This is a genomic window from Prochlorococcus marinus str. MIT 9302 (assembly GCF_000759975.1).
GTDB lineage: Bacteria > Cyanobacteriota > Cyanobacteriia > PCC-6307 > Cyanobiaceae > Prochlorococcus_A > Prochlorococcus_A marinus_M.
The window spans coordinates 53,266-71,402 of the sequence record NZ_JNAM01000011.1 but is presented as its reverse complement, the minus strand read 5'-3'; the positions used below and the strand labels follow the sequence as shown (position 1 = coordinate 71,402).

Sequence of the window (18,137 nt, the reverse complement as noted above, 5' to 3'; positions counted from 1 at the left end):
TTTAATTATAGCTTTTTACCAGATAATACTTTTCAGAATTTAGAGTTGAAGATATTTTTGTTTTTAAGCTTTGTTATTATATGTAATGGAATTGAGCTAAATTTTTCACTTTTTAAAATTTGATGTTTTTTCAGGATATAATTCAAAATCTAAATAATTTTTGGTCCAAAGAAGGTTGTTTGATTATGCAGCCCTACGATACTGAAAAGGGTGCTGGCACAATGAATCCTCATACCTTTTTGAGGGCTATTGGACCGGAACCTTGGTCGGTTGCATATTCCGAGCCATGCAGAAGACCCACAGACGGAAGATTTGGAGATAATCCTAATCGTGCTCAACATTACTTTCAATATCAAGTAATAATTAAACCTTCACCAGAGGGAATACAAGAAAAATATTTAACATCTTTGAAATCTCTTGGAATTAATCCTAAGAACCATGACATAAGATTCGTAGAAGATAATTGGGAGTCACCAACACTGGGAGCTTGGGGAGTAGGTTGGGAAGTATGGTTGGATGGAATGGAAGTTACTCAATTTACTTATTTCCAACAATGCGGGGGAGTTGATTGTAATCCTATCCCAATTGAAATCACGTATGGATTAGAGAGAATTGCAATGTTTTTACAGGATAAGGAAAGTATCTGGGACTTAAATTGGAATAAAAACTTGAAATATAGTGATATTTGGCTTCAATTTGAAAAAAGTCAATGCAAATATAATTTCACTGAATCTAGTCCTGATAATCTGAGAAAATTATTTGAAATTTATCAAGATGAGGCAAATTCTTTAATAGAAAAGAAATTAACTTACCCTGCGCTTGATTACGTCTTGAAATGTAGTCATACATTTAATCTGCTTGATGCTAGGGGAGTTATTTCAGTCACAGATCGTGCACAATATATTGAGAAGATAAGAAAATTAGCAAGAGAAGTTGCATCAACTTGGAGAGAGGAAAGAGAATTCCTTAAATACCCATTAATAAAAAAATAATCTAGATAATTTCTATTTAAAAAAAATTAATTGTATAAAAAGTTACAGTGCTTTGAAACTTTTAATTCTTTCTTTTATTTTTACTCTCGATACAGTATAGATACCCATTTTTATGGGCATTTTTCGTGTGAGGTAAAATGAAACTCTTCCAACAAATGTTGGTCGCAGGGGCATCTGTGAGTTTATTAGCTCCAATTGCTGCTCAGGCATCCGACGTTGTCAATTTAGAAGAAATGAATAGCTACTCCCGTAGCACTAAGAAAAAATCTTCAAGATTAGACAGCAATACATTCATTAACAAGGTTAGTGAAGATGTTGCAAACCTTGATGGCCTTGAGGCTAGACAAAATGAATTTGAAGCAGGAACTTTCTCTTCTACAACATCCATGGATGGTAAAGCCATCTTTTGGGTTGGTGGTATAGACGGTATTTCTGCTATCGATGATGATGAAGATAATTCTCTCGCCGATGAAGGTAGTGATTCATTCCAGACAGGTTATACCTATACAATGAACTTAAATACAAGTTTCACAGGTGATGATAATCTTTATGTCCGTCTAAAAGCTGGAGAAACTGGTGAAGCTTGGAAATCTAAACCCGCTGGTTACCATATTGACACCAAAGATACAAATGATCAATTTAGGGTTGATAAGATTTGGTATTCATGGCCTATAGGGGATAATATTACTGCTTTTGTTGGTGGAAGGATTGAGAACTACTACATGTACGTTACTCCATCTATTTATAAGCCAGGTGCTTTAAAAGCCTTTAAATTAGGAGGAAATAGTAACTTTGGAGCTAGTACTGACGTAGGTGCTGGCCTAAAATATGAAGCTGATAACGGTTTTGCTGTAGCAACAAACGTTGTTGATAAGAACTCTGATGCCAACGGTATTTTCCAAGCCGATGGAGTCAGCAAATGGGATACTCAAATCGCATATACCCAAGACAGGTATCACTTATCCTTAACTTATTCAAATGCTCAGAACTGGACATCTCAGAGTTATAACGCAACAGCATTAGGTGAAAACACTGCAACTGATTCAAACGGATATGCCGCAAGAGCATATTGGATGCCAGCAGATTCAGGTACAGCTGTTCCAGAAATAACTATTGGTTATGATGTAAAGCATTTTGAAGATGCTGCCAACGGAGCTGTTGATGAGGCAGAAAGCTGGATGGTTGGTTTTACTTGGAAAGATATTGCTCAGGCAGATGACAGAATTGGAATCGCACTTACTCAACCATTGAAGGCTACTTCTCTTGCTGGTGGAAACGTTCCTAATGAAGTTGATGATCCTCTTTTGTGGGAAGTTTATTATTCATGGAAAGTAAACGATTCTATGTCAGTAACTCCTGCGATTTTTGGTGGTCGTGATTCTGTCCAAGAAGGAGAGGACACTACTGGAGCAGTAGTAACAACAGCCTTCAAGTTCTAAAATCAACTTTGAGCTAAACTAAAAAACACCCTAACGGGTGTTTTTTTTTGATTATAATTTTTGGCTAACTTACCAGCAATTTTCTCCTTCCCCAATAGGTATACAAACATCTGACTTTTTTGCCTTATCTGCAATTTCTTGTGCTTTATCATCTAATATGAAATCTGCATTAACATCCATTTCTGTATTCCATTCTTTAAGACCACCCATATCATTCTCCCCACTATTAACTGATGATGATATGGATAATGCGCTTGTGGCAGCAATGAATAATGCTATCGAACTTTTTTTTTGCATTTCAAATTTTAAATTCATGTTTATTTTAAATATTTTTTAAACAATTTTCTACTTAGTGTATAAAATGATTCTTTAATTACCAAGTAGCCTAAGAAGATTCGAATAAGACTTGAAAATAAGATCCAATTCATCTGATCTCCCATTTTTAGCTAGCAATCCTTTTGCCCCTGCATCAAGATCAAATAAATATTCTCTTTCTTCGATTGATTTTACATAACTTTCAATCCAACCTACGCATACTATTCTTTCTCCATTTTTAATCTCTTTAACTGAATGTAAGTAAGTACTAGGATAAATAATTATCTCACCAGAATGTAATTTGAATTCTTTTTCTGAATTCATCTCTTCAATAATGAGCTCTCCCCCGTCATATGAACTTTTATCAGTTAAAGAAATGGTAAAAGACAAATCAGCTCGTCCTGATGACATAAAAGGATTGTCAATATGCCTACCATATTGCATATGATTTAATGATTTCGTAAACATTATTCCATGAATTATTTTTGGTAAGGCAAAGCTTTTTATTAGAGGACTAGAAAGAATTTTCTTTTTGATTAAATGGGAAAGTTTTTTAGATATTTCGGATTCTCTATCTAATTGCAAATTATTTTTTACCATTGAGGCATGACTTCCTGCAGTTCTTTTCCCATCTTCCCAAAGAGTATTTTCTTTCTTTAGACTTTTAATAAATGCTTCAATTTCTTCTTGAATGAGAAGCTGGCTAGTTAAAAAATTCATTTTGATTATAAAAAATGATACAAGGTGGTGTATAGAAAATATCTTTTAGGATTCTTGTGCTTTTAATATATATAAAGTAACCATAGATACTATTTGAAAAAATTGCAAAACCTAAAGAAAATATTTTATTCGGCTTTGACTTGTACCTTTTTATTTAGTTTAAATATAGCTGTAAATTCTACTGAAAAAGAAGTTAAAGTTTATTCAGGGAGACATTACAATACAGATAGAAGTGTTTTTAAAAAATTTGCAGAAGAAACTGGTATAAAAGTCAGACTAATCGAAGCTGCTGGTATCTCTTTAATCGAAAGGTTAAAAAGAGAGGGAAAAAATTCCCAGGCTGATCTAATTTTGCTTGTTGACGCAGCAAGAATTACTAATGCTGCAAAATCAGGATTGCTTCAAAAAATCGACTCTACCACTTTAGAAAATTATGTTCCTATTGGATTAAAAGATCCTAATAAGGAATGGTATGCATTAACGAGAAGAGTTAGAGTTATGGTCGCAAATCCAAAAGTGGTAGATGTAAGCAAGATTAAAGATTACACTGATTTAGCTGATCCTGCTTTAAAAGGAAAAGTATGTTTGAGGAATAGAAAAAGTCCCTATAATCAATCTTTGGTAGCGAATCAAATAATTAATAAGGGGGAAGAAGTCACAAAAAATTGGCTTAATGGGATGATTTCAAATGTATCACAACCATTTTTTCCAGGAGATATTTCTATTGTAAGAGCAGTTTCTAAAAGAAAGTGCGGTGTGGGTATCGTAAATCATTACTATGTTGCAAGAATGTTGGCTGGTGTAAATGGAAGAAGAGATGCTTTATATGCGAAAAAAACAACAGTTCTTACACCTAATCCTGCACATGTAAACATAAGTGCTGGTGGCGTCGCTAAATATGCCACAAACAAAAGTGAAGCTATTGAGCTTCTTGAATATTTGGCATCTCCAAAGGGAAGTAAAGGCCTTGCTGCTCCAACTTTTGAACATCCATTAAAAGAGGTTAATCAAAATCCAATTGTCCAGGAATTTGGAGAATTTATTCCTGATAAGGTAACTGTAGAAGACCTGGGGGTAAATAATTCTATTGCAATAAAATTAATGAAAGATGCAGGTTGGGATTGAAAATTAAGATAATTAAACAGATCTTATTTTATATTCAATTATGTTCATACTAATATGAAAGCGGAGAGGTGGCTGAGTGGTCGAAAGCGAACGACTCGAAATCGTTTAATAGGAAACTATTCGTGGGTTCGAATCCCACCCTCTCCGTTAAATATTTTTTAGCTGAAAATTTTAACTTAGGCATTAGTCATAGACTTGAAGATTTTCTAGAAATTTGGTCTTAACTTTTCAATTTCTTATTTTGTGTTGTGGGATTATTAACTATGAGTTGGTTTAACCTTCCCTATCTTTCCCATATAAGCACATAGGGTCTGAACCCAACTTCTAGACTCTCCGTTTCTATCTTTTTATGGTTGCCCTATTTTATTTTTTCATAGATAATAAATCAGATATAAATTTTTAAATATATTTAATTAATGAGAAATTATTTTTCTATTAAAAAAAATATATTTAATCAAAATGAATCTGGTTTTTCCTTAATAGAAATTATTTTCGTTCTTGCAATTTCAAGTACTCTTCTTGTAATAGCAGTACCAAAACTTGAAATTCCAGTTAGAAAATCGATTGAGAGGATTAAAAATTATTCCAAGGTTGGCTTTGATTCATTAAGAAGGTCCGCAGATGTTTCGAAAGAATTTAGGTTATTGCAAGAAAGATTAAACATCAGGTCATATCTTTATGCAGCTAAAAATCTTTATATGTCTGATTCAATTTATCCAAAGTCAGCAGGAGATTTGCAAAGATTTACAAAGGTATCAGGGTGTTATTTAACGCAAAAACAAATAAAAAATGATAATCTTAGAAACTGTAGAAAATTAGGAAATAATTCAACTGCTACTAGTTGGCGATCTGAAAATCGCAACTATTGGGTAAGGATCTACAGCGAGGATTTAATTTTAAATATACAATCAATTCCTTTTATTGATGATGAGAAAGGTATTTTAGGTTGTTTTAATAGTACAACAGGTATCGTAGACACTAAAATTTTTAAGAAAGAAAAGGCAAAAATAAAAACTTTAAAATGTTGAGTTTAATACTAAAGAGAATTTTCAAAAAATTTAGTTGATGATACATTACAGTAAATCTTTACCAGCCCCTAAACTAATCTTTCTAATAGATAATCTCTTGTTTTATTAAAGAGAACCTTTAAATTTACTGTAATTACTTATTATTTGAACGATTCTAAAAGCATAGTTAAATAATAATATTTGTTGTGTTATTTAGACTATTAGTTGGTTTACCTTACCCTATCTTTCCCATATGGGCACATACGGTATGAACTTAAATTCTAGACTCTCCCTTTATTAATTTAAATAGTGTTATGTCAAAGAAAGAAAAATAATTTAGGAACTGGAATTTAATTAAATTTTTTATTTTAAATAAACAGATAATTTATTCTTCCCAGAACGGGTCCGTAGTGAGAGAAACTTTTAATGGAGATTTTTTTTTACTTTGAATATTGCTAATGCATGCTCTTATAGTTTCTCCATTAACATCTATCTCACATGCTCCACAACTTCCTGTTAAGCAGCCAGTTGGGATTTCTAAACCTACTTTTTCTGCATTAGAGAACCAATCTTCTCCTTCGGAAACATATGTTTCAATATTATTTGGCCAGATAATTTTAATTTTTGAGTTTGTCAATTTAATAATGATGAGATATTTAAATGCTTATTAAATTCATTTGCGAGATTTTCAATTATTGATTCTCTCTTAACTTTATAAGAACTTGTTCTTTTCTTTAATGCGGGCAATCCTTTTCTCTTTCTTATCAAATTTATATATTGATCTCTCCAAATATCATTTTCAAAGATCCCATGAATGTATGTACCTGCAATAGTTCCACCTTCTATATTTTCTTTGTACCAACCTAGATTTAAGTCTTTGAATATATGGTTAATATTTAATGAGTTTTGTGTATTATCTAATTCAGTCTGGCCATTGTGAATTTCAAAACCATTAATTTTGGATTGGCATGGCCATAAGGATTCGGAACTGATTTGACGGGTTAATTTTTTCTCAAAGAAAGTGGTTTTTAATGGTAGTAATCCAATACCTCTAATTTTTTGTTCTGAGAAATTTTCCGAGCCTTCTTTTAAAAAAGGATCTTCAAGAAATGTTCCTAACATTTGTAAACCTCCACAGATCCCAATAATGTTCCCTTTATTATTTGAATATTCTCTTATATCTTGAGATAAACCTGACTTTTCAAGAAATTTTTGATCTTTAATAGTTTGTTTACTCCCCGGAAGAATAATAAAATCATAATTCTTCAAGTTTTGCGATTCTTTGATCCATTCAATGAATATTGATTCTTCATTTTCCAATGGATCAAAATCTGAAAAGTTACTTATAGAAGGTAATTTTATAATTCCAACTTTTATTTCTGGATATGTTAAACGCGATTTTTTTTCTAATAAATCTAGAGAATCTTCTGGAGGAAATGTATCGTTTAACCACGGAATAATCCCAATAACAGGTACCTTCGTTTTACTCTCTATCCATTTTTTACCTTCTTCAAACAATGAAAGGTCTCCCCTGAATCTATTTATAATTATCCCTTTAATAAGTTTTTTTTCTTCAGGTTTCATGAGTTCAAGGGTACCTATTATTTGCGCAAATACCCCCCCCCTCTCAATATCAGTAACCAAAATGCAATTTGCATTTAAATACTTTGCAACTCTTAAATTGGTGAGATCTCTATGAATTAAATTCATTTCTACTGGGCTCCCAGCTCCTTCGACAATTAAACGGCAATTTGGGTTTTTTTTATAAATAGAACCAAGACTTTTTATTATTATTTCCCAACCTGGAATAAACCAATCTTTATAGTAATTTTTGGCAGTTGTTATTCCTATACTTTTCCCAAGGTGAATCACCTCACTCGTCGAATTGCCTTGCGGTTTTAATAAAACGGGATTCATCTCTGAAGAAGGAGTTATACCACAAGCAAAAGCTTGCAGGGCCTGTGAATATGCCATCTCTCCCCCATTCCAATCAACCCAAGCATTGTTACTCATATTTTGCCCTTTAAAAGGTATTGGCTCCTCTCCTAAATTTTTAAGAATCCTGCAAATAGCCGTAACAGTTAATGATTTACCTGCTCCACTGGAAGTGCCCAGGACCATTATCGGTCTCTTTATTGTATGTAATTTAGCTTCTAATTTCATTAGTAATTTATATTAATTTTGAAATTTATTAATTAGTAAATTGAATTATAATTTGAAAAAAAATTTGTGTTAATTCTAGCCTCTGCTTCACAATCTCGAAAGAAATTACTTGAAAACTGTCAAATTGAATTTATTCAAAAATCAAGTAACTTTGATGAAACTGCAATAAAAGAAAAAAATATATTTAATTTAGCTTTGGAATTATCTTTTCAAAAGGCTAATAGTATATCTGAAAATATTCAAAAAAAATTATTGCCTGAAGAATTTAATTTTGGACCTTCGGCAATTCTAGGATGTGATTCAATCTTTGAATTTAAGGGGGAAGCATATGGAAAACCATCTAACAAAGAAGAAGCCATTTACAGATGGAAAAAAATGTCAGGAGAATCTGGGAGTTTGCATACTGGACACACTCTTTTAATTGGAATAATTGATTCGACTTCTAAGATGTTCAAAATCACTGAAACTATAAAACAAACAGTAAGTTCGAGAGTTTATTTTTCGAAGTTGGAGGATTGGGAAATCAAGAGTTATGTAGATACTCTTGAACCTTTATATTGTGCTGGAGGATTTGCGTTGGAGGGTATTGGAGGTAAATATATAGAAAAAATAGAAGGTTGTTTCAGTAATGTAATGGGGTTAAGTTTGCCATGGCTCAGAGAAAATTTACCTAAATAAAAAAAAATTAACAAAAAAAAACCCTATCAAAAGATAGGGCTTTTTTTTATGAAGTAGAAATTAATCTAAATCAGGCATTTCTAGAGCTGGTTCAGTCTTTCTGTCGATTCCTTTTTCGAAACCAGCAGCGGCTGCTCTAGCACGACCAGCATGCCAAAGGTGACCGATGAATGTAAACCATCCTAAGAAGAATTGAGCTGCGGCTAACCATTGTCTTAAATTAACAAAATTAACAGCATTAGGCTCTGTAATAATTCCACCAACAGAGTTGATAGAAGCGTTAGGAGCATGAGTCATATATTCAGCAGCTCTTCTAACTTGCCAAGGCTGAATATCATTTTGGATTTTCTCAAGGCTCAATCCGTTAGGACCTCTTAAAGGCTCTAACCATGGACCTCTGAAATCCCAAAATCTCATTGTTTCACCACCAAATATAATTTCACCTGTAGGAGATCTCATGAGATACTTACCTAGACCTGTTGGTCCCATCGTTGTGCCTACGTTGGCTCCAATTCTTTGATCTCTCACAAGGAAAGTAAAGCTTTGGGCCTGTGAAGCTTCAGCGTTTGTAGGGCCATAAAATTCAGATGGGTAAGCAGTATTGTTAAACCAGATGAATGTAGATGCAATAAAACTTGCTACACAAATTCCACCTAGTGCATAACTTAATAGTCCTTCACCATTCCAGATAAATGCTCTTCTTGCCCATCCAAATGGTTTGGTAAAGATGTGGAATAATCCTCCAATAATTGCAGTTACACCCACATAGACATGTCCACCAACTATATCTTCGATTGAGTTAACACCGATTATTGAACCAGCGCCTCCCCATGGAGATCTAAATAGATAACCAAGAATAACCCTTGGATCTAAAGTTGGATTGACAAGTCTGACTTCTCCACCTCCAGGTGCCCAAGTATCATATGCACCGCCAATAAAACACCAGTTAACTGACCATGCTAATGCACCTACACCTAGAACAATCAAATGATATCCAAGGATATTTGTCATTTGATTCTTATCTCTCCAATCAGTAGAGAAAAATGGGAAATCTTCTTCAAGTTTTTCTGGACCTGCTAATGAATGGTAAATACCACCAAAACCAAGAACAGCAGAGGCTATCAAATGAACCACACCTGCTTGGAAGAAAGGCATGATATCAGTGACTTCACCACCAGGGCCTATTCCGTAACCAAACATAGCTACATGTGGCATACAGATTAAACCTTGCTCCCACATTGGTTTATCAAAAGTAAAATGATTAACCTCAAAGAGCATCATTGCGCCTGCCCAAAAGACTATAAGTCCAGCATGAGCAATGTGAGCTCCTAATAAACGTCCAGATAAATTGATTAGTCTTGCGTTGCCTACATACCAGGCATAACCAGTCTCTTCAATACTTTGGTTTGGAGCTCTTAATAAATTATTAAAGGGCGTTTCCACGTGGAAGAACCTCCTCAGGGAATACAAAATTTTCGTGTGGTTGATCCACAGAAGACATCCATGCTCGCATACCTTCGTTCAAAAGTATATTTTTTGTATAGAAAGTTTCAAATTCAGGATCTTCTGCTGCACGGATCTCTTGGCTTACGAAATCATAAGCTCTTAAGTTTAATGCTAAGCCGACGATACCAATCGAAGATGTCCACATACCCATAACAGGTACAAATAGCATCAAGAAGTGAAGGAAACGCTTGTTTGAGAAAGCAATACCGAAGATTTGACTCCAGAATCTATTCGCTGTGATCATTGAATAAGTTTCTTCTTCTTGTGTTGGGTCAAAAGCTCTAAATGTTGAACTTTGAACCTTACCATCTGAATAAATACTTGTATCTTCATACAAAGTGTTTTGTACTGTAGCTCCATGAATAGCGCAAAGTAGAGCACCACCAAGAATTCCAGCTACACCCATCATGTGGAATGGGTTTAAAGTTATATTGTGAAAACCTTGAATGAACAGGATGTAACGGAAAATCGCCGCAACACCAAATGAAGGTGCGAAGAACCAACTATGCTGTCCTAAAGGGTAAATAAGGAAAATACTTGTGAAAACTGCAATTACGGCTGAGAAAGCTAATGCGTTGTATGGTCTAATTCCAACAAGGCCAGCAATTTCAAACTGACGAAGCATAAAACCAATAAGGCCAAATACTCCATGTAATGCAACAAAGTTCCAAAGACCACCAAGTTGTAGCCATCTAACGAAACTACCTTGGGCCTCAGGACCCCATAAAAATAGAAGACTGTGTCCCATGGCATCTCCAGGGGTACTTACAGCTGCTGTTAAAAAGTTACAACCTTCAAGGTATGAGCTTGCAACTCCGTGTGTGTACCATGAGGTAACAAATGTTGTTCCGACGAACCAACCACCTATAGCAAGATATGCACAAGGAAGTAGAAGTAGTCCGGACCAACCAATAAATACAAAGCGGTCGCGCTTCAACCAATCATCGAGGACATCAAACCATCCTCTTTGTGGGGCGCTACCAACTGCGATCGTCATGAGAAATCGTTTTTAGCTTCGGGATACGGTGTGACTGTAACAAAGATTGAGAGTAATGTGGGGAAAAATTTGTATATCTGAAATGCCTTGTAAAGCTTTCCTGACTTTTTTATTAAAAATTAGGTAAGAATACTCCCTTAGTTTGTTAAATTATCTGAATTAGGATCTAAAAAAAGATAAAAATGAATTCAGACCTCACGTCTTTCGATAAAATCGAACAAAAAATTGGTGGATCAAGAAAAATTTCTAATTATATTATTGGTGGAATGCTGACGATAGGGGGGCTTGGCTTTCTTTTGGCATCTTTATCAAGTTATACAGGAAAGGATCTATTACCTCTGGGGAATCCATCAACTTTATTGTTTATCCCGCAAGGAATCATAATGGGTGCATATGGCGTTTTAGCAAATTTATTAAATTTTTATTTATGGTATTTGGTTTATATTAACTTTGGTTCAGGAACTAATTATTTTGATAAATCATCAAAATCTGTAGAAATAAAAAGAAAAGGTTTATTTAAAGAAATTGAAGTTAAATTAAATTTCGATGAAATTAAATCAGTTAAGTTGGATATAAGTGAGGGATTTAATCCTAGAAGAAGAATTGTATTAGTACTTAAAGGTAGAAAAAAACCTCTCCCTCTAAGCGGAGCAAGTGAACTTAAACCACTTCTTCAAGTGGAAGAAGAAGGAGCTCGGCTGGCTAAATTTTTGAATGTTAATTTGGAGGGTTTAAAATAAAAAAAAATTTTTTATTTAAATCATTATCTTTCATCCAGGGTTTGTTTTTTGTGACAGCTTGTAGTGTTAAAAATGAGATTGATTCAAATTATTACTGTCAAAAACTTAATTTTAAATGTACAAAAGATAATAAAATAGCCTACTTTAAAACTTCAAAAGGTGATTTTGAGGTTAAATTATTTGGAAAAGATAACCCTGTTACCGTATCCAACTTCCTAGAAAATATAGATAATAATATTTATAAAAATAAAAAATTTTATAAGATAATTAATTATCCCCAACTAAAATTTATACATGGAGGTGTAAATCCAGAAAATAAATTTAATATTGAACAAAATCAAACCCTTTATAAGACAAGTCCCTCAATACCTTTAGAAATAAAGTTTAAAGAAGAAATTAAACCAAGATACAATTATCAAATAAAAAACCCTTATGAAAATCAAAATTTAGTTAATACTTTTGAGAGTGGTTCAATCGCTATGGTTAAGAGAGGGGAAAATAACTCTTCCTCTACTGAATTTTTTTTTGTAACTAATAAGATTCCAGAACTAGACGGAAGATATTCCGTTTTTGGAAAAATTATTAAAGGATTAGATGTACTTGAAAAAATCAATAAAGAAGACTATATCAAGGAAGTCAAGATATCTAATTAAATTTCTAGAGAATATTTATTAATTTTCAACATTTCTGTATTAACTCCTGAAGAGCGCTTAAGAGCTACTTTGCCAGTTCTTGCGATTTCAAGTATTCCATAGGGTTCGAGTAATTTCTCTAAAGCAACTAACTTCCCAGGATCTCCAACCACTTCAAGCGTTAAGGCTATATCTGAAACGTCTACAACTTTTGCACGGAATATTTGAACTATATCTAAGATATTACTTCTGGTATCTTCTTTTGATGAAACTTTTAGTAACATCAATTCCCTTTCGACGGCTGCGAGATTGGTAAAGTCTACAACTCCCAAAACATTAAATAACTTATTAAGTTGCTTAGTCATTTGTTGAAGAGTTTCATCGTCACCTTCTACAACCATTGTTAATCTTGAAATCCCTTTGGATTCAGCAGGGCCTACTGCAAGGCTATCTATGTTGAATCCCCTTCTAGCAAAGAGACCTGAGATCCTGCTCAAAGCTCCAGATTCGTCTTCTACAAGAACTGATAATGTATGTTTCATATTTTAAAAGGTTTTTAAATCTTTAATCCACTCATAAGAGATGCTATTGAATACTGAAGGATCTTCATCATGGATACAATGCCCTGAATTGGATACTATTTTTAATTTTACCCATCTATGGAAATTTGCAATCTTTTTACCAAGAAACAAAGGTATGAAATTATCTTTATCTCCCCAAATTAATAAAAAAGGAACTTTTTTTGAGGTGCTAAGTTTTCTTAAAAGGTAAGAGGCTTGAAATTCTTCATCTCTTGAAGACATTCCAATACACATTGCTCTTAATGATCTGGCTGCAGTTCTCTTTAAAACCGGCTTTGTTATTAAATCTATTAGTTCACAATCAATATTATCTTTTTTGAAATAGGCAGAATTTAGCCCCAGTTTTATGATTCCTAATTTAATTATTAAAAATAAAATAATCTCTAAAGGGAAAAATATAAAAAATATTCTTATGAATCTATCTTTAAATTTTTTGAATAATGGTTTATTTGTTATATTTTTTTTGTTTCCCTGAATTTGATCTGGTAGGGGCGATGCAATAACTGTTGCGATTTCATCCTCTAATGAAACAGCACATGTTAAGGCCACTAGTGAGCCTAGGGAATTGCCAATAAGAATGACTTTTTCAGAATTTCTTGGTCTTATAACCTGTGCAATAAAGTCTTTCACTTGATTACACCAAATCTCATTATTTAATTTTCCAATTTGTCTTATTCCAGGTTGATCTGAATCTCCAAATCCTATTAAATCCAAAGAATAAGAGGCACAATTCCTTTTTGCAAAATATTCTAAATTTTTTCTCCAATGTTTTCGACTAGCACCAAATCCGTGGAGAAATATAATTGGAATTTTATTATCTTCTCCTTTAACACTCCAACAAATTTTAAAACCATTCCAATTCCAGTAATTAGGATAGTTAATATTTTTTTCTTTAAAGTGGGGAAACATATATTCAAAAATTTTCAAGATATTTGCATTATCTACTTTTTTAACAAATAAATGTATATTGAATGTAAATTATATTAATGATTTTATTTTACTATGGCTAAAGAAATTTTTAGTATTGCAGCAGTTTTTTGGATACTGATACCAATAGGATTGGTTGGTGGTGCATTATTATTAAAGTTTCAGGGAGATTGATTCTCACGAATACATAACAAAGTGAGTTATGGTCTACAGGTTAAGTAAATCTTAAATATGAAGATTCTTTTAGTAGGAGCGACAGGGACTCTTGGAAGGCAAATAGCAAAGCAAGCTATAGAAGATGGACATGAAGTAAGATGCTTTGTTAGAAACCCAAAAAAAGCTTCTTTTCTTCAGGAGTGGGGTTGTGAACTAACAAGAGGAAATTTATTAATTTCTTCAGATATTGAGTATGCATTGCAAGATATTGAAGTCGTTATTGATGCCGCAACTAGTAGACCTGATGATCCTAAAAGTATTTACGAAATAGATTGGGATGGAAAACTTAACTTATTCAATGCATGTGAATCATTAAATGTAAAAAGGGTAATATTTCTTTCAATACTACTTACTGAGAAATTTAGGAATGTTCCATTAATGGACATTAAATATTGTACTGAAAGACTTCTTGAGAATTCAGATCTAGATTATACAATCTTCAAATGTGCTGCATTTATGCAGGGACTTATAGGTCAATTTGCAATTCCAGTCCTAGATAGTCAGGCAGTATGGATGAGTGGTACTCCAACGAAAGTTGCTTATATGAATACTCAAGATATGGCGAAATTTATAGTTGCAGCAGTAAATAATCCAAAAACTCAAAGAACTTCATTGCCATTAGTTGGTCCCAAAGCATGGGATTCAAACGAAGTTATATCTCTATGTGAAAAATTTAGCGAAAAAAAGGCTAAAATTTTTAGAGTTTCCCCTTTCATTATTAATGTTACTCAAAAAGTAGTTTCTTTTTTTCAAGATTCTTTAAATGTTGCTGAAAGGCTGGCTTTTGCTGAAGTAACAAGTAGTGGAGAATCTTTAGATGCTGATATGAGCAAAACCTACGAAATATTTGATCTAAAAAAAGAAGATATGACATCTTTAGAGAGTTATATTAAAGAGTACTACCAACAAATTCTTAAAAGATTAAGGGAAATGGAAGCCGATCTAAATATTGAAGAAAAAAAGAGATTGCCTTTTTAATATTGCAATCCAAGACTAATATAGTATATTTGTACTATCCTTTATTAGTTATTATGTCTGTCTCTAAATCTAAAAATCTTGAACGAAAGCTAGAAAATTTTGCAAAAGAAGCAAAAAATGAATTGAATAATGTTTGCGGATCTTCATTATGGGAAACCCTTGGCTTTGTTTTTTTTGATCAATTAGAAGATTCTGAAAAAATTGCGAAAGCAAATTTTTACTATGGTCAACTTCAAATAATTAATGAAATTAAATTTTCAATTTAATTTGAATTATATATTTTTTAGTTGGTAATTTTTCTTAAATCAATTTTGGCCAATCTTTTTCTGATAATATAAATTTAGTACATAATTATTTAATGATTGAAACTTCAGGAGTAATAGAAAAAGAGCAGGGGAATGGATTTTATTTGGTTACTTTAGAACAACCTGAAGGGCATCAATGTTTGTGTAGAGCTGCAGGGAAATTGACTAAATTTAGAATTAAATTATTAGCTGGAGATAAAGTATTAGTTGAAATTAGCCCCTATGATCTTTCTAGAGGTAGGATAACTTATCGAGAGAGAAATACAGGCGCTAAACCTTCAACTAATAAAAATAATCCTAAGAGGAATAATAAATAAGCAATTACTTTAGATAATATTTTTTATAGCGTCTTTAAACTCACTTCTTTGTTTAACACCTTGCCATTGTTGTTTTAATAATTTTTCTTTAAAAAGTTGAACTGTTGGTGTGCCGTTAATACCTGCTTGTTTTGCAATATCTTGATCTTTATCAATATCTATTTCTACGCCGAGCACTGCACCATCTAGTTCTTTGATTACTCTTTTTAACTGAGGTTTCAAAACATGACATGGGCCGCAGCTTGGGGAACTAAAAATAACCAAGATAGGTTTCTTACTCTCATGATAAAGTTTTCTTAATGCATAACTACCTTTCTGCCATTCAGAGTTTGAATCGAAAGTCTCTTCATTAACTTCCTCTTCATTAAAATCTGAAGAATTTAGTTTTTTTTCTGGTTCGGGTGTTTCTCTAATTATTGTTTTTGCTAAGTTTTTCTCGGCAAGCCACCTTTCAGTAGCTAATGCCGCCATACATCCTGTTCCTGCAGCAGTAACTCCTTGCCTCCACTCTGAATCAACAACGTCACCTGCCGCGAAAATACCTTCAATAGACGTCTCTGGCCTGCCTGATTTACAAGCTATATATCCTTTATTATCAAGATCAATTTTGTTATCCAAAAATTTTGTATTTGGTGTGTGCCCTATCGCATAAAAAAGTCCCTTTATATTAATTTCCCCTTTCCCTTCATCAGAGTGATAAGTTTCTATTTTCTCAAGCCATTCAGAACCATTAGCCTTCTCAACTTTTGTGTTCCAGTGGATTTCTATCTTTGGATTCGCTTTTACTCTATCAACCATTGCTGCACTAGCTCTTAATTTTTCTGATCTAACAATCAAATGCACTTTGCTTCCATATTTTGTTAGGTATGCGGCTTCTTCACATGCAGAGTCTCCTCCTCCTATAACCGCTAATTCTTCATCTCTAAATTGTGGTGTCGCTCCATCACAAATTGCACAAGCACTTATTCCTTTACTCCAGAATTTATCTTCATTTATAACGCCTAGTCTATTTGCACTTGCTCCAGTAGCAATAATAATTGAGTTAGCTTTTAAATTCCCGTCCAAAGTTTTTAATTCAAAAGGATGTAAATCAGTATTGATTGAGACAACATCACTTTCGTATAAATTTGTACCCCATCGTTCAGCTTGAGCCTTCATTAGGTCCATTAATTCAGGGCCAAGTACTCCATCAGGGAATCCTGGATAATTTTCAACAAAGGTCGTAGTCATTAATTGACCACCAGGAATTCCACCGGAATTAAATCCCGTTACAAGCATAGGTTGAAGATTTGCTCTTGCTGCGTATATTGCGGCTGTATAACCTGCAGGGCCTGAGCCAATAATTACAACATTTTCTACGTTTGAATTTTTCTCTTTATTTTCCATTTATTTACTAATTTCACTAATAATAATAAATAAACCCAAATAATGAAGTTCGGGTTTCACAGGAAGGATTTATTATTTAATCATTTATTTTTTGGTCTAATAAGTCCTTTAATTCCTTTGGGAAGTTTAAAATAGAATCACTTAAGTTTTCATTCTTTTCTCCAATATGTAATATCCACTCTCTGAATTCTTCTGCTATTGCATAACTGTCTTCATATCTTTCTAAAGTATCCATTGCAGAAATTCTATTGGTAGCCCAACAGGTAGCAATATCAATTCTTTTTCTAATGAAACTTTCCATTGAAACTTAAAATTTGTATATAGATAAGCACATGGAATAATATATATATTGTCTAATAAGTTACAACTTTGTACTTCCCAACAATAATTTAATTTTTTATTTATATTTGGAGCTGTTTTTGCGGAAATTATAAAGAAAATATAAAGAATTAGAGTTAAACTGCCTCGCTATGATTTGCAAGTAGCCTTTCGACTTCTTCAAAACCCTCTTTGGCTGAATTTATTGCAAGTTCCTCGCTAACTTTTTCTTCTGATACTAATTTCGTGGATATTTTTTTCAAAAGATTTTCTTTTTTTTCTCTTAGTGAACTAACAATTTCTTCTTCAATGATAGATTTTATTGCTTTAGAAATTATTTTTTTGTCATTTGCTTCTTCAAATGTGCCCTGGACTAATTCCTGAATAAATAATCGATGAACCTCACTACTTCTTAAAAAGCTTTCTGTGGCATTGATAATTCCTTCAACAAGAGCTTCATCAGGTTCAGAATCATTTTCTGCTAGCTTGAATTCCCAATCTAAATGTCTTCTTTGCCAACCTGCAGAGTGTAAACTTGGCATGACTGTCTGTGAATAAGTATCAACTGACATTTCATAAATTCTTTCTGCTAATTTCTCGCACCAGTCTTTACCATGCTTTTCTAAATTTTTCTGCATAGCTTGCCTGGGAACAGCATGACCTCCATGATGGCTGTGACAAACTCCATCAGGACATTCGATTGCTTTTATACTCATTTGTTTTTAGTACCTATATTCTAGATAGCTATTTTTTGTAAAAAAGAAAATATATTATTAACAAAAATCCAAGACTTTT

22 protein-coding genes and 1 tRNA gene are annotated in these 18,137 nt (G+C 33.0%); 12 read left to right on the top strand and 11 right to left on the bottom strand.

Annotation, left to right across the window (positions count from 1 at the left end; all coding sequences use genetic code 11):
* Positions 1 to 122: 122 nt before the first annotated feature.
* Entirely contained in the window at positions 123 to 992 is an 870-nt protein-coding gene (gene glyQ, locus EU96_RS02380) for a glycine--tRNA ligase subunit alpha (protein ID WP_032527104.1), read from the top strand.
* Between the two features lie 137 nt (positions 993 to 1,129).
* Positions 1,130 to 2,431: a carbohydrate porin gene (locus tag EU96_RS02385; RefSeq protein ID WP_032527103.1), complete on the top strand. Its 1,302-nt coding sequence runs from the start codon at positions 1,130 to 1,132 to the stop codon at positions 2,429 to 2,431.
* Positions 2,432 to 2,500: 69 nt separating this feature from the next.
* Here the strand turns inward: EU96_RS02385 and EU96_RS02390 are convergent, their stop codons facing one another.
* Both EU96_RS02390 and EU96_RS02395 read right to left on the bottom strand, forming a co-directional pair.
* A complete protein-coding gene (locus tag EU96_RS02390; RefSeq protein ID WP_032527423.1) occupies positions 2,501 to 2,728 on the bottom strand; it encodes a hypothetical protein in 228 nt (75 codons plus the stop codon).
* Positions 2,729 to 2,800: 72 nt separating this feature from the next.
* Positions 2,801 to 3,466 (bottom strand): Fe2+-dependent dioxygenase, encoded by a 666-nt coding sequence (locus EU96_RS02395; protein WP_032527102.1) that lies wholly within the window; start codon positions 3,464 to 3,466, stop codon positions 2,801 to 2,803.
* A gap of 102 nt (positions 3,467 to 3,568) precedes the next feature.
* On the opposite strand from EU96_RS02395, the gene EU96_RS02400 reads away from it, so the two are divergent.
* The 3 genes from EU96_RS02400 to EU96_RS02410 all read left to right on the top strand — a co-directional run bounded on the left by EU96_RS02400 (position 3,569) and on the right by EU96_RS02410 (position 5,619).
* A complete protein-coding gene (locus tag EU96_RS02400) occupies positions 3,569 to 4,591 on the top strand; it encodes an extracellular solute-binding protein (protein ID WP_032527422.1) in 1,023 nt (340 codons plus the stop codon).
* A gap of 62 nt (positions 4,592 to 4,653) precedes the next feature.
* Positions 4,654 to 4,738, top strand: a tRNA-Ser gene (locus EU96_RS02405).
* A gap of 269 nt (positions 4,739 to 5,007) precedes the next feature.
* Positions 5,008 to 5,619: a type II secretion system protein gene (locus EU96_RS02410; RefSeq protein WP_032527101.1), complete on the top strand. Its 612-nt coding sequence runs from the start codon at positions 5,008 to 5,010 to the stop codon at positions 5,617 to 5,619.
* Between the two features lie 364 nt (positions 5,620 to 5,983).
* On the opposite strand, the gene EU96_RS02415 is transcribed toward EU96_RS02410, so the two are convergent.
* Positions 5,984 to 6,235 (bottom strand): 2Fe-2S iron-sulfur cluster binding domain-containing protein, encoded by a 252-nt coding sequence (locus tag EU96_RS02415; protein ID WP_032527100.1) that lies wholly within the window; start codon positions 6,233 to 6,235, stop codon positions 5,984 to 5,986.
* Positions 6,232 to 7,761 (bottom strand): cobyric acid synthase, encoded by a 1,530-nt coding sequence (locus tag EU96_RS02420; RefSeq protein ID WP_032527099.1) that lies wholly within the window; start codon positions 7,759 to 7,761, stop codon positions 6,232 to 6,234. The genes EU96_RS02415 and EU96_RS02420 overlap by 4 nt, the downstream gene beginning before the upstream one ends.
* Before the next feature lie 66 nt (positions 7,762 to 7,827).
* Here EU96_RS02420 and EU96_RS02425 point away from each other — a divergent pair, with 66 nt between their 5' ends.
* A complete protein-coding gene (locus EU96_RS02425) occupies positions 7,828 to 8,439 on the top strand; it encodes a nucleoside triphosphate pyrophosphatase (RefSeq protein ID WP_032527098.1) in 612 nt (203 codons plus the stop codon).
* Between the two features lie 60 nt (positions 8,440 to 8,499).
* Here EU96_RS02425 and psbC read toward each other — a convergent pair whose 3' ends face one another.
* A complete protein-coding gene (psbC, locus tag EU96_RS02430) occupies positions 8,500 to 9,882 on the bottom strand; it encodes a photosystem II reaction center protein CP43 (protein WP_032527097.1) in 1,383 nt (460 codons plus the stop codon).
* On the bottom strand, positions 9,866 to 10,942 hold the full coding sequence (gene psbD / locus EU96_RS02435) for a photosystem II D2 protein (photosystem q(a) protein) (protein WP_032527096.1): 1,077 nt from the start codon (positions 10,940 to 10,942) through the stop codon (positions 9,866 to 9,868). The genes psbC and psbD overlap by 17 nt, the downstream gene beginning before the upstream one ends.
* A 182-nt stretch (positions 10,943 to 11,124) precedes the next feature.
* On the opposite strand from psbD, the gene EU96_RS02440 reads away from it, so the two are divergent.
* The gene (locus EU96_RS02440; protein ID WP_032527095.1) at positions 11,125 to 11,682 is read left to right on the top strand and encodes a photosystem I assembly protein Ycf4; all 558 of its coding nucleotides are present in this window, start codon (positions 11,125 to 11,127) and stop codon (positions 11,680 to 11,682) included.
* 50 nt (positions 11,683 to 11,732) lie between these two features.
* A complete protein-coding gene (locus EU96_RS02445; protein ID WP_342666115.1) occupies positions 11,733 to 12,335 on the top strand; it encodes a peptidylprolyl isomerase in 603 nt (200 codons plus the stop codon).
* Here the strand turns inward: EU96_RS02445 and ilvN are convergent.
* Complete coding sequence (ilvN, locus tag EU96_RS02450) at positions 12,332 to 12,856, bottom strand: acetolactate synthase small subunit (RefSeq protein WP_012008031.1); 525 nt, start codon at positions 12,854 to 12,856, stop codon at positions 12,332 to 12,334. The two genes, EU96_RS02445 and ilvN, sit on opposite strands and share 4 nt — an antisense overlap.
* A gap of 3 nt (positions 12,857 to 12,859) precedes the next feature.
* Positions 12,860 to 13,804, bottom strand: a complete 945-nt coding sequence (locus EU96_RS02455) for an alpha/beta fold hydrolase (protein WP_032527093.1) — start codon at positions 13,802 to 13,804, stop codon at positions 12,860 to 12,862.
* A 93-nt stretch (positions 13,805 to 13,897) separates the two neighbouring features.
* On the opposite strand from EU96_RS02455, the gene petM reads away from it, so the two are divergent.
* The 4 genes from petM to infA all read left to right on the top strand — a co-directional run bounded on the left by petM (position 13,898) and on the right by infA (position 15,638).
* Entirely contained in the window at positions 13,898 to 13,996 is a 99-nt protein-coding gene (gene petM, locus EU96_RS0109345; RefSeq protein WP_011132786.1) for a cytochrome b6-f complex subunit PetM, read from the top strand.
* Positions 13,997 to 14,053: 57 nt separating this feature from the next.
* Positions 14,054 to 15,016: an NAD(P)H-binding protein gene (locus EU96_RS02460; RefSeq protein WP_032527092.1), complete on the top strand. Its 963-nt coding sequence runs from the start codon at positions 14,054 to 14,056 to the stop codon at positions 15,014 to 15,016.
* A 53-nt stretch (positions 15,017 to 15,069) separates the two neighbouring features.
* Positions 15,070 to 15,282, top strand: coding sequence for a hypothetical protein (locus EU96_RS02465; RefSeq protein WP_032527091.1), 213 nt, complete (start codon positions 15,070 to 15,072; stop codon positions 15,280 to 15,282).
* A 92-nt stretch (positions 15,283 to 15,374) separates the two neighbouring features.
* Positions 15,375 to 15,638 carry a translation initiation factor IF-1 gene (gene infA, locus EU96_RS02470; RefSeq protein WP_032527090.1) on the top strand — a complete coding sequence of 88 codons (264 nt, stop codon included), beginning with the start codon at positions 15,375 to 15,377 and terminating at the stop codon, positions 15,636 to 15,638.
* Between the two features lie 9 nt (positions 15,639 to 15,647).
* Here infA and trxB read toward each other — a convergent pair whose 3' ends face one another.
* The 3 genes from trxB to EU96_RS02485 form a co-directional block, all read right to left on the bottom strand.
* A complete protein-coding gene (gene trxB, locus EU96_RS02475; protein WP_032527089.1) occupies positions 15,648 to 17,024 on the bottom strand; it encodes a thioredoxin-disulfide reductase in 1,377 nt (458 codons plus the stop codon).
* 76 nt (positions 17,025 to 17,100) lie between these two features.
* Positions 17,101 to 17,325 (bottom strand): hypothetical protein, encoded by a 225-nt coding sequence (locus EU96_RS02480; RefSeq protein ID WP_032527088.1) that lies wholly within the window; start codon positions 17,323 to 17,325, stop codon positions 17,101 to 17,103.
* A 154-nt stretch (positions 17,326 to 17,479) separates the two neighbouring features.
* Positions 17,480 to 18,058, bottom strand: a complete 579-nt coding sequence (locus EU96_RS02485) for a hypothetical protein (protein WP_032527087.1) — start codon at positions 18,056 to 18,058, stop codon at positions 17,480 to 17,482.
* Positions 18,059 to 18,137: the final 79 nt, after the last annotated feature.

What these genes read in the sequence shown, in the direction of transcription:
- glyQ (WP_032527104.1), top strand. Translation starts at nt 123, where the DNA reads ATGTTTTTTCAGGATATAATTCAAAATCTAAATAATTTTTGGTCCAAA.
- EU96_RS02385 (WP_032527103.1), top strand. Translation starts at nt 1,130, where the DNA reads ATGAAACTCTTCCAACAAATGTTGGTCGCAGGGGCATCTGTGAGTTTA.
- EU96_RS02390 (WP_032527423.1), bottom strand. Translation starts at nt 2,728, where the DNA reads ATGCAAAAAAAAAGTTCGATAGCATTATTCATTGCTGCCACAAGCGCA.
- EU96_RS02395 (WP_032527102.1), bottom strand. Translation starts at nt 3,466, where the DNA reads ATGAATTTTTTAACTAGCCAGCTTCTCATTCAAGAAGAAATTGAAGCA.
- EU96_RS02410 (WP_032527101.1), top strand. Translation starts at nt 5,008, where the DNA reads ATGAGAAATTATTTTTCTATTAAAAAAAATATATTTAATCAAAATGAA.
- EU96_RS02420 (WP_032527099.1), bottom strand. Translation starts at nt 7,761, where the DNA reads ATGAAATTAGAAGCTAAATTACATACAATAAAGAGACCGATAATGGTC.
- psbD (WP_032527096.1), bottom strand. Translation starts at nt 10,942, where the DNA reads ATGACGATCGCAGTTGGTAGCGCCCCACAAAGAGGATGGTTTGATGTC.
- EU96_RS02440 (WP_032527095.1), top strand. Translation starts at nt 11,125, where the DNA reads ATGAATTCAGACCTCACGTCTTTCGATAAAATCGAACAAAAAATTGGT.
- ilvN (WP_012008031.1), bottom strand. Translation starts at nt 12,856, where the DNA reads ATGAAACATACATTATCAGTTCTTGTAGAAGACGAATCTGGAGCTTTG.
- EU96_RS02455 (WP_032527093.1), bottom strand. Translation starts at nt 13,804, where the DNA reads ATGTTTCCCCACTTTAAAGAAAAAAATATTAACTATCCTAATTACTGG.
- petM (WP_011132786.1), top strand. Translation starts at nt 13,898, where the DNA reads ATGGCTAAAGAAATTTTTAGTATTGCAGCAGTTTTTTGGATACTGATA.
- EU96_RS02460 (WP_032527092.1), top strand. Translation starts at nt 14,054, where the DNA reads ATGAAGATTCTTTTAGTAGGAGCGACAGGGACTCTTGGAAGGCAAATA.
- EU96_RS02465 (WP_032527091.1), top strand. Translation starts at nt 15,070, where the DNA reads ATGTCTGTCTCTAAATCTAAAAATCTTGAACGAAAGCTAGAAAATTTT.
- infA (WP_032527090.1), top strand. Translation starts at nt 15,375, where the DNA reads ATGATTGAAACTTCAGGAGTAATAGAAAAAGAGCAGGGGAATGGATTT.
- trxB (WP_032527089.1), bottom strand. Translation starts at nt 17,024, where the DNA reads ATGGAAAATAAAGAGAAAAATTCAAACGTAGAAAATGTTGTAATTATT.
- EU96_RS02480 (WP_032527088.1), bottom strand. Translation starts at nt 17,325, where the DNA reads ATGGAAAGTTTCATTAGAAAAAGAATTGATATTGCTACCTGTTGGGCT.
- EU96_RS02485 (WP_032527087.1), bottom strand. Translation starts at nt 18,058, where the DNA reads ATGAGTATAAAAGCAATCGAATGTCCTGATGGAGTTTGTCACAGCCAT.